This is a genomic window from Vibrio sp. D173a (assembly GCF_030248475.1).
This window is the reverse complement of record NZ_JAHGAH010000513.1, coordinates 1-688: the sequence shown is the minus strand read 5'-3', so window position 1 is coordinate 688 and position 688 is coordinate 1. Positions and strand designations below refer to the sequence as shown.

The following is a 688-nucleotide window of genomic DNA, read 5'->3' as shown; positions in this document are numbered from 1 at the left end:
AACACTGCCACTGTTTCACAGTTTTGGGCAAACGGTAATGATGAACGCGAGCATTCTAACGGGTGCGACGATTGTAATGATTCAGCGCTTTGATCCTTTGGATGTGATTGAACAGATCATTGAGCATAAAGTGAGTGTGTTTGCTGGAGTGCCTACCATGTATATGGCTATTCTTAAAGCAGGACAAGCATGTCAGGAACGCTCTGATAAAGTTAAACATAGCCTACGGCTTGGTGTTTCTGGAGGCTCATCGATGCCTGTCGAGACCATTCGCCAATTTGAAAAACAGTTTGAATTACCCATTTTAGAAGGCTATGGACTATCAGAGACCGCACCTGTGGCAACCTTTAATCATATTGATGGGGACAGAGTGGCGGGTAGCGTCGGGCAACCTTTATGTGGTCACCTTGTTAAGGTCACAGATGTTGAAGGAAACAGAGATGCCATTGGGGAGTTGGGCGAAATCTGCACTAAGAGCCCAAGTGTCATGAAAGGCTACTACAAGAGACCACAGGCAACACAGGAGAGCATTCGAGACGGATGGTTTTTAACTGGTGATATCGGTAGGCTGGATGATCACGGTAACTTGTTTATTGTTGATCGCGTGAAAGACATGATTATTCGTGGCGGTTATAACGTCTATCCTCGTGAGGTTGAAGAGGTGTTGATGTGCCACCCAGATGTCGAA

Annotated in this window: 1 protein-coding gene; it reads left to right on the top strand. The window is 45.9% G+C overall.

Annotated elements, in window-relative coordinates; all coding sequences use genetic code 11:
* Positions 1-688: AMP-binding protein (locus KIV40_RS27175; protein WP_285352299.1), on the top strand; the 688-nt coding region annotated here is incomplete at both ends.